Below are 7,167 nucleotides of genomic sequence, written 5' to 3'. Positions count from 1 at the left end.
ACTACGGCATTAAGGGCTGATCATTCAGTGAAAATCTGTTTAATTGATGAAACAGGCGCCGGAGACGGCGCCTTATCTGTTCTGGCGTCCCGCTGGGGGCTGGAGCACGATGAAGACAACCTGATGGCGCTGGTGTTAACGCCGGAGCATCTTGAATTGCGTAAGCGCGATGAGCCAAAACTTGGCGGCATCTTTGTTGATTTTGTTGGCGGAGCGATGGCGCACCGTCGCAAATTCGGCGGTGGTCGCGGTGAGGCGGTGGCAAAAGCGGTGGGCATTAAAGGCGATTATTTGCCGGACGTAGTAGACGCTACCGCAGGCTTAGGTCGCGATGCCTTTGTGCTGGCTTCGGTCGGCTGTCGTGTGCGGATGCTGGAGCGTAATCCAGTCGTTGCCGCGCTGCTCGACGACGGCCTGGCGCGTGGTTATGCGGATGCGGAAATCGGCGGCTGGTTGCAGGAGCGTTTACAGTTAATCCACGCCTCCAGCCTGACGGCGCTAACCGATATTACTCCCCGCCCGCAGGTGGTCTATCTCGACCCGATGTTCCCGCATAAGCAGAAAAGCGCGCTGGTGAAAAAAGAGATGCGCGTGTTCCAGTCGCTGGTGGGGCCGGATCTCGACGCTGATGGGTTGCTGGAGCCTGCACGCTTGCTGGCGACCAAACGCGTGGTGGTAAAGCGCCCGGACTACGCGCCGCCGCTGGCGAATGTCGCCACGCCAAACGCCGTAGTCACCAAAGGGCATCGCTTTGATATTTATGCAGGTACGCCGGTGTAAAAGTAAAGCAGGGTAGTGTTATTGCTACCCTGTGTTCTGCAAGAATAATTAATGGCTTTCCGGCGTCGCAATCATGCGTTTCAGCCACGGCACCATCAGCAGCATCACCACCGCAACGCCCAGCGTAACCAGGCCAATCTTACCAAACACGTTGGTATAGACGGGCAACGTCTCAAGCGGATCGGTAATGTTGTCTGGTACTGCGGTAAATGTTGCCACATAGCCGCCCAGCAAGAACGCGGCAGCCTGCGTCAGGAACCACATCCCGAGAATAAAGCCCATCAAATGCTGCGGCACCAGGGCAGCAATCATCGCCAGGCCAAGGGCGCTAATAAACAGTTCACCCAGGCTCTGGAACAAGTAAACCAGCACGATAAACCACGGCGATGTCAGTCCTTGTGCATCAGCAAACCACATTCCCGCAGCGGCGGCTGTAAGAAAGCCCAGCGAGCACATAAACATTCCGAGAGTAAATTTCATCGGCATCGAGAGGTCTTTGCCTTTGTTACCCAAATGCGTGTAGATACCTGCCAGTATTGGGCTGGCGAGTACCACCCAGAACGGGTTAAGCGCCTGGAAGCTGACCGGGTTGATGGAAAAGCCGAGAATTTCATGATGCACGTTGTTGATGGCAAAGAAGTTCAGCGACGTTGGCATCTGGGCGTAGAGAATGTAAAACACCACCGCTTCGAGCATCAGGACAAAGGCAACAAACATTTTATTGCGCCCGGTTTTATCCAGCTTGAATGCCTGACGAAAGAAGATGATGGTGACGACGATGGAGAGAACAATCAGCACCAGATTGGCGACTTCTACGTTGTGCATCAGCCATGCACAGACGAAGATCATCACCACGCTGCCAAGTAATACGTACAACAGTTTGCTGAAGCTCATCGGCTTGAAGTCGGGTTCAGAACCAATGTTTTTCACCATTCCACGACAGGCGATGTAAACCAGTAATGCGATAATTAACCCCGCACCGCACAGGTTGTAGGTAACAGAATAACCGAATCTATCAGCGATCACAGGGGCCAACGATAACGCTATCAACGAGCCGATATTGATCGACATATAGAACAGGGTGAATGCGCCATCAAGCCGCGGATCTTTCGGTGGATAGCACTTCGAAAGCAAGCTGGCAGGGTTAGCTTTAAACAGGCCGTTACCGACAGCGATAGTCCCCAGGGCGATGAAAATCAGGTCAGGCTTAAGTAGCGACATGCCGGTCATGAAGTAGCCAATCGCCAGCACAAGTGCTCCGAGAACAATGGTGCGTTTGGTCCCCAGCAGGTGGTCGCCGACATAGCCGCCAATGGAAATGAGGCCATAGACCAGCGCAGCAAACGCACCAAAAGTGACAAAAGCCTGCTCTTGCGAGAATCCAAGCTGTTTAACGAAGAAAACCGCCAGTACGCCCTGCACGCCGTAGTAGCCGAATCGCTCCCATAACTCGACAAAAAAGATCATGAAAAATGGGCGAGGTTGCTGCAGCATCCCCATGGGTGTTGTTGTATTCATATTTATTAACCTTCCAATACCATCCTGAAAAGTATGAACGCGTAAGGGATAACGCGCGAAAAAGTTTACATCTGTCAGAGATTCTTAATATTGATGCGGTGAATAGATTAATACACTATTACAACAGAAAATAACCAGCTGATCACACTAATGATGGAAAATATGATGGTGTTAAATGTTGTATTGGCTGGGGATTTTGATTGCGTACGCAGATCGTAGGCCAGATAAGGCGTATACGCTGCATCAGGTAACAAGGCGCGCCAAAAAGCAAAACGCCCGCATATGCGGGCGTTCAGGCACACGTCGTGGAGGGAAGATTATTCTTCTTCGTCGCGCAGCGGAACAATCAGCATATCAACGTGAACGGTGTTGATCAGCTGACGTGCGGAAGACATCAGTTTGCTCCAGAAGTCCTGGTGGTGACCACAAACCACCAGATCCATATCGTATTTCTTGATTGCATCGACCAGAACCTGGCCCAGATCGCCGCTGCCGCTCAGGGTTTCAGTGATTGGGTAGCCTGCATTAGTGGAAAGCTCGGTCAGCGCATGATGTGTCTCTTCAGAGATGCGTTTCTGCATATCACCCAGATTCACATCAATAAGCCCGGTGTATAGGTCAGAGTAGTTTACATCTACGTGGATCAGAGAAACTTTCGCATTGTAGGGGCGAGCCATAGAGACTGCTTTCTCTACCAGAACTTTGCTTTCCGGGGAGAGATCGACCGCGATGAGAATGTGTTTATAAGCCATAGTGTTACTCCTTCCATAAAGTTGTCGATGACTGGCCAGCTAGCGTTTCTTGTGCCGTTACGTCACCCGCGTCCTGCGAACTACGTGCGCGGGGCTAACCCAGCCGTAAAGATTCAGTGTTAAGACCATCCTTACCTTATAGCGACCCGGATGATCCGTCAATCCGCCTTGCTTACCCGTTAGATAAACAAATTTTCGGCATGAATATATTGATAGTGGTTAACCTTCTGGAAAAAAAACAACCTGATCTCCTACACTATCTATAGAGCCGCTCGGATGTTGGTCACCACAAAAGCGGTTTCTCCAGGACCTGGTGTTAACTGATTGGCAGCGTATCGGGAGCGGTAGCCCCGGGGTGGAACTCCGCGGGCAGGTCGCCGGGGAGGAGGTATGATAAGCACCGTCGCATTATTTTGGGCTTTATGTGTCGTTTGCATTGTTAACATGGCGCGCTATTTCTCATCACTACGCGCGTTGTTAGTGGTACTGCGTAACTGCGATCCATTGCTCTATCAATATGTTGATGGAGGGGGCTTTTTTACCTCACATGGCCAACCCAACAAACAGGTGCGTCTCGTTTGGTATATCTATGCCCAACGTTATCGCGATCATCACGATGATGAGTTTATTCGCCGCTGTGAGCGGGTGCGTCGGCAGTTTATTCTGACCAGCGCATTGTGTGGTCTGGTGGTGGTCAGTCTGATTGCATTGATGATTTGGCATTAAGCACTTCAGCAAAAATAACGCATAAAAAAAGCGGGCCAGCAAACTGACCCGCTCGAGACTGATTACAAACGCAAAATTGCCTGATGCGCTACGCTTATCAGGCCTACATAATCTCTGCAATCGATTGAATTTGCATGTTTTTGTAGGCTGGATAAGGCGTTCACGCCGCATCCGGCATGAACAAAGCGCACTATGTCAACAATCTGAAGCGGGCCAACTGACCCGCTCGTTTTGGTGCGTGCGATTACAGGAACTGCAAGGAGAGCCAGTAAAGCCCGCCGGAAAGCAGTACCGCAGCCGGAAGGGTAAACACCCAGGCCATCAGAATACTGGTCACGGTTTTACGCTGTAAGCCGCCGCCATCTACCACCATCGTCCCCGCGACAGAAGAGGAGAGTACGTGGGTAGTGGAAACCGGCATCCCGGTATAACTCGCCAGGCCAATAGACACTGCCGCAGTCATCTGGGCAGACATCCCCTGAGCGTAGGTCATGCCTTTCTTACCGATTTTCTCACCGATAGTCGTTGCCACACGACGCCAGCCAATCATCGTACCGATACCTAACGCCAGCGCGACCGCCATGATGATCCACACCGGCGCATACTCGATGGTGCTAAGCATGTCGGACTTCAGTTTCTTCAACAGACGCTGATCGTCAGCACTCACGCCAGGCATCTTCACCACTTTGTCGATAGTGTCAGAAACGCACAGCATAATGCGGCGCATCTGGCTACGTTGATCAAGCGACAGCTTGTCGTAGCTTTCCACATCAGTAGTCAACATGCCTTTCAGGCGGTTGAGCGCGTTAATGGTATTCGACGGATGGCAATGGAACTCCGCAGGTTGCGTTGCGCCAGCTTCCGGAGCCGGTACTAACTGATCAGCACCGGTAGCCTGTTTCAGCAGCGCAGGGTGCTGCTCAAAGTAAGCTTCCACGTTGTTGATGGCATCACGGGTACGGGTGATTTCGTAGCCAGTGGCATTCATATTCACCACGAAGCCTGCTGGCGCGACGCCAATCAGTACCAACATAACCAGACCAATGCCTTTCTGACCATCATTTGCGCCGTGAGAAAACGCCACACCGATAGCGGAAAGGATCAGCGCGATACGCGTCCAGAACGGCGGCTTTTTCTTGCCGTCTTTCTTTTCACGCTCCGCTGGGGTCAGGTGGATACGGGCGCGTTTCTTGGTGCCGCTCCAGTAGCGACGCAGCAAGAAAATCAGACCGCCAGCAAACACCAGGCCGACAATAGGGGAAACGATCAGAGAACCGAAAATACTTAATACTTTCGGGATATTGAGTGCATCCACCACTGACGTCCCGGTCATCAACGCATTGGTTAAACCAATCCCGATGATCGCGCCAATCAGAGTATGAGAGCTGGATGCAGGTAAACCAAAGTACCAGGTACCCAGGTTCCAGATAATCGCCGCCAGCAACATAGAGAACACCATGGCAAGGCCATGAGACGATCCCATATTAAGCAGCAGATCCGTCGGCAGCATATGCACAATGGCATAGGCAACACTCAGACCACCCAGCAAAACACCCAAAAAGTTGAACACCGCCGCCATAACCACGGCGAGCTGAGAACGCATCGCGCGGGTATAGATAACGGTTGCCACGGCGTTGGCTGTGTCATGGAAACCATTGATGGCTTCGTAGAACAGCACAAAAGCCAGTGCAAGCAATAATAACAGCCCGGTATGCAAATCCAGGCCAGCAAACAAATGTAGCATAGGACGTTACGCCATTTTGAGGACATGAACGCGGCGCATTATCAGTGACTTTCGCGGCGCGGGCAAAGTGAAATATAGACTTTTTTTGATTTGCCTCCTGTATAGATTGCACTCAAAAAATAATTATCTTATATAATTCAGGCAAATACTTCCTTTTAGTAATATTGATGCTGGTGCGACCACTGAGGAATCTTTACAATTCACGCCCGTTTTTTCTTAGAGGAGCGCAACGTGGAAAGGTTTGATGCCATTATTATAGGCGCTGGTGCGGCGGGTATGTTCTGTTCTGCGCTGGCAGGTCAGGCAGGACGCCGGGTTCTGCTGATCGATAATGGTAAAAAACCAGGGCGCAAAATCCTCATGTCTGGCGGTGGGCGCTGCAACTTTACCAACCTTTATGTCGAACCGGGCGCTTATCTGAGCCAGAATCCGCATTTTTGTAAGTCTGCACTCGCGCGTTTTACCCAGTGGGATTTCATTGATCTGGTCAATAAACACGGCATTGCCTGGCACGAGAAAACGTTAGGGCAACTCTTCTGTGATGACTCCGCGCAGCAGATTGTCGACATGCTGGTGGCTGAGTGCGAGAAGGGCAATGTGACCTTCAGATTGCGAAGCGAAGTGCTGAGTGTGGCGAAGGATGAAACAGGCTTCACGCTTGAACTGAATGGCATGACCGTCGGTAGCGAAAAACTGGTCATCGCGACCGGTGGGCTGTCAATGCCGGGGCTGGGGGCATCGCCGTTTGGTTATAAGATTGCCGAACAATTTGGCCTCAACGTGCTGCCGACCCGCGCGGGTCTGGTGCCATTCACTTTGCATAAACCGTTGCTCGAGGAGTTACAGGTGCTGGCGGGTGTGGCGGTGCCTTCCGTGATTACGGCTGAAAACGGCACCGTTTTCCGTGAGAACTTACTCTTCACCCATCGCGGCTTGTCTGGACCGGCAGTGTTGCAGATTTCCAGCTACTGGCAACCGGGTGAATTTGTCAGCATTAATCTGCTACCGGATGTGGACCTCGAAACCTTCCTGAATGAACAGCGTAACGCACATCCGAATCAGAGCCTGAAAAACACACTGGCGGTTCATCTACCGAAGCGGTTGGTTGAACGCTTACAACAACTCGGGCAAATCCCGGATGTCTCGCTAAAACAGCTCAACGTACGTGACCAACAGGCACTGATTAGCACCTTGACCGACTGGCGTGTGCAGCCGAACGGCACTGAAGGCTATCGCACTGCCGAAGTGACGCTCGGCGGCGTGGATACCAACGAACTCTCTTCACGGACGATGGAAGCGCGCAAAGTGCCTGGGCTGTATTTCATCGGCGAAGTGATGGACGTCACCGGCTGGCTGGGGGGCTATAACTTCCAGTGGGCGTGGTCGAGTGCGTGGGCTTGTGCGCAGGATTTGATTGCTGTGAAGTCGTCCTGACCTATTACCTAAAGATGAAAATTATTAGAGCCGCATTAAAAATGAGCTAATTTTGATAGTGGCTATCTTGTGATTATTTTCTAATAAGCCCGTGAACTGAAACCCTCCATGCTTAAAATAAGGTGGGGGAATGGTGATTAAAAATCGACCGAAGTCCAGATCTTTATAAAATATGAACAGGTTGAAAAAATACAGTAACTTTACTGTTTTTTT

The 7,167-nt window shown here is 51.4% G+C and carries 7 protein-coding genes; 4 read left to right on the top strand and 3 right to left on the bottom strand.

The features are described 5' to 3' along the window. Positions 1-27 precede the first annotated feature (27 nt). Positions 28-780, top strand: coding sequence for a 16S rRNA (guanine(1516)-N(2))-methyltransferase RsmJ (rsmJ, locus tag ATB02_RS10670; protein WP_032303981.1), 753 nt, complete (start codon positions 28-30; stop codon positions 778-780). A 48-nt stretch (positions 781-828) separates the two neighbouring features. On the opposite strand, the gene dtpB is transcribed toward rsmJ, so the two are convergent. After that, positions 829-2,298 (bottom strand): dipeptide/tripeptide permease DtpB, encoded by a 1,470-nt coding sequence (gene dtpB, locus ATB02_RS10665; RefSeq protein WP_105271540.1) that lies wholly within the window; start codon positions 2,296-2,298, stop codon positions 829-831. A 165-nt stretch (positions 2,299-2,463) separates the two neighbouring features. Between dtpB and ATB02_RS26660 the strand changes: the two genes are divergently transcribed. Then, positions 2,464-2,517, top strand: a complete 54-nt coding sequence (locus ATB02_RS26660) for a hypothetical protein (RefSeq protein WP_212591402.1) — start codon at positions 2,464-2,466, stop codon at positions 2,515-2,517. Positions 2,518-2,615: 98 nt separating this feature from the next. On the opposite strand, the gene uspA is transcribed toward ATB02_RS26660, so the two are convergent. Next, entirely contained in the window at positions 2,616-3,050 is a 435-nt protein-coding gene (gene uspA, locus ATB02_RS10655; protein WP_000323571.1) for a universal stress protein UspA, read from the bottom strand. Between the two features lie 390 nt (positions 3,051-3,440). Here uspA and uspB point away from each other — a divergent pair, with 390 nt between their 5' ends. Next, on the top strand, positions 3,441-3,776 hold the full coding sequence (uspB, locus tag ATB02_RS10650; RefSeq protein WP_000626187.1) for a universal stress protein UspB: 336 nt from the start codon (positions 3,441-3,443) through the stop codon (positions 3,774-3,776). A 244-nt stretch (positions 3,777-4,020) separates the two neighbouring features. Here the strand turns inward: uspB and pitA are convergent, their stop codons facing one another. Beyond that, positions 4,021-5,520 carry an inorganic phosphate transporter PitA gene (pitA, locus tag ATB02_RS10645; protein ID WP_000902780.1) on the bottom strand — a complete coding sequence of 500 codons (1,500 nt, stop codon included), beginning with the start codon at positions 5,518-5,520 and terminating at the stop codon, positions 4,021-4,023. Between the two features lie 231 nt (positions 5,521-5,751). Here pitA and ATB02_RS10640 point away from each other — a divergent pair, with 231 nt between their 5' ends. Continuing rightward, positions 5,752-6,954: an NAD(P)/FAD-dependent oxidoreductase gene (locus ATB02_RS10640; protein WP_105271539.1), complete on the top strand. Its 1,203-nt coding sequence runs from the start codon at positions 5,752-5,754 to the stop codon at positions 6,952-6,954. Positions 6,955-7,167: the final 213 nt, after the last annotated feature.

The organism is Escherichia sp. MOD1-EC5189 (assembly GCF_002966045.1).
In the GTDB taxonomy this organism is placed as follows: domain Bacteria; phylum Pseudomonadota; class Gammaproteobacteria; order Enterobacterales; family Enterobacteriaceae; genus Escherichia; species Escherichia coli_F.
The sequence above is the reverse complement of the archived record's forward strand: the minus strand, read 5'-3'. Positions and strand labels throughout refer to the sequence as shown.